1 protein-coding gene is annotated in these 2,309 nt (G+C 67.9%); it reads left to right on the top strand.

Annotation, left to right across the window (positions count from 1 at the left end; translation table 11 throughout):
- Positions 1 to 74 precede the first annotated feature (74 nt).
- Positions 75 to 2,309: beta-ketoacyl reductase (locus tag D2K64_RS23350; RefSeq protein WP_120010800.1), on the top strand; the 2,235-nt coding region annotated here is incomplete at its 3' end.

Genomic DNA, 2,309 nt, shown 5'->3' with positions numbered 1-2,309 from the left:
CCGACCCTGCGGGCGAAACGGCATTGAGCCGCTTGCGGGCGACGTTGTCCGGCTTCGCGATCATGCGTGAGTCAATGCCTCGCATCGTGCTAGTGACGCGCGGGGGCGTGGCAGCCGCTCCGGGTGACGCGCCGGTGCCCGCGCAGGCAGCGCTGATCGGCTTCGCCCGCGTCGCCTATGCCGAACTCGAAGACCTGACCCTCGACTCGGTCGATGTCGATCCTAACGCACCGGACCCCGCTGCCCTGCTGGGAGCACTGTTGGTGCAGGGGCTGGAACGCGAGATCGCCTTGCGCGCCGGGCGGCGGCTGGCGCCCCTGCTGCGTGCGTCCGGCTTGTTCGCCGAACTGCCACTGAAGCAGCTATGCCTGGAGGCTGGCACCAAGCTTTTGCTGGAGCAGGATTGCCTGAATGAACGACGGCTGCCTCCCCTTGCGGCGGACATGCTACGGCTGGAGGTCGAGGCCCTGTGCCTGCTTCCCCAGCAAAGCACCACTGAGCATCGCATCTTCGGCTTTGTGGGTCGCATCGCGGTAGTGGCCGAGGAGGGGCAGGAGCGTGCGTTGGGCGAGCGGGTCTGCGGCATCGCACCTGAGCATCTGGTGCAACCGGCGACAATGCTGGACCTCCCGGCCGCGACTGCCGTGCTGGCCGGCTGGCCCGAGCCGCTGGATGCGGCTGTTGGCGCCGGTGCGGCGGTAACCCAGGTGCCGGCGGTTACCTTGATGGCGCAGCTCGACTGGCAGCCGGGTCAGCGTGCCCTGCTGACCAGCGACGCTCTGGGCCTGACGCTGGCGGCCTTGCTGCGGCGCGCCGGCGGCGTAGTCGATCTGATGCCGGCTGATCCGGAAGCTTGGCGCGAAACCGATCTGGGCAGCGCCTACGACCTGATCGCGGCGCCGCTCGCTGAATGGTCGCGTCGTTTCGGCTTCGGCCGCTGGTTGGCGCCGTGCGGCATTCTGGTTGATCTCAGTCCTGACGCAAACTCCTTCTCGCTACCGGCGCAGGCGCGAATGCTGCTCCGGCCGCTTTCCAGCAGTGAGCGCGCCACTCCTGGCCGTTTCGCCGAGATCATGGCCGCGGCGGCCCAGCACGAACTGCCAGTGCCGGCGACGCCAATAACACTGGCCGAATGGAACGGGCGCCACGATCACCTGCAGATCGTCAAGCTGGAGCGTGACGCCCAGATGATCGTCCGGGCCGATTACCGCCCGGCGCTGCGGCGCGACGGTACCTATCTGGTCACCGGCGGTTTCGGGGCGCTCGGCAAGGAGACGGCGCTCTGGCTCGCCGCCTCTGGCGCCGGACGCGTGGTGGTCGCCGGCCGTCGCGGCGCCAGCACACCGGGCGCCGAGCCGTTGCTCGCTGCAATACGTGCGGCTGGTAGTGAGGCAGTGGCACTGGTACTTGATACCTCCGACGTCGTCGACGTGCACGCCACCGTGGCCGCGTTGGACACGGCGACGGCGCCGCTGCGCGGCGTGTTCCATGCCGCCGGCACACTGGCGGACAAGCCGGTACTGGAGCTGACGGATGCCGACATAAGCAGCGTACTGCGGCCGAAGCTGCTCGGCGCAGTGGCGCTGGACCGCGCAACGCGCGGTCGGGCGCTCGACCATTTCGTCCTTTTTTCCTCCATCGCGCAACTGGTCGGTAATCCGCGGCAGGCAAATTATTGCGCTGCGAATGCGGGCCTCGACGCCATTGCGCATGCGCGTCGCGCGGCCGGGTTGCCCGGGTTGAGCATCAATCTCGGCACGATCGGCGACGCAGGCATGGCTTCCGATCCAGCGATCGAGGCGCATCTGCGGCAGATTGGCCTGCCCCCTCTTCCCGTGCGCACGGCCCTGGCAGGCCTAAGCCTGGCGCTGCACGAAAGGGTAGCGCAAGTGGCAGTATCGGCGGCAATCGATTGGGGGCGCTATTCCGTCTACGACGCGCGCGGCACCCGCACCACGCGCCTGCACCATGTTTGCGCGCCGCATTTGGAACGGCTCGATGGCGGGCAGGCCGCGGCAGTTCGAGCCAAGCTCGTCACCGTTGCTCACGAAGATCGGATGGCGGCACTGACCGCGCTCCTCGGTGAGGTGATCGCGGCGGCGCTGCGGGTTGATGCCAGCGTGCTGACGCCGACCCGGCCGCTCGATGAGGTAGGTGTCGACTCCCTGCTGGCAGTGGACCTGCAACTCGCTATCGAAGGTGCCATCGGCATCAGCGTGTCGACCATGACGCTGATCGGGCAGGCGACGTTGACAACGCTGAGCCGCACCATTCTGGCGCAGATGGGATTGAACGAGCACGACAAGCCT

This window comes from Teichococcus vastitatis (genome assembly GCF_003604215.1).
Classification (GTDB): Bacteria; Pseudomonadota; Alphaproteobacteria; order Acetobacterales; family Acetobacteraceae; genus Pseudoroseomonas; species Pseudoroseomonas vastitatis.
Note: the sequence above shows the minus strand (reverse complement) of the source record. Positions and strands in the feature narration are given on the sequence as shown.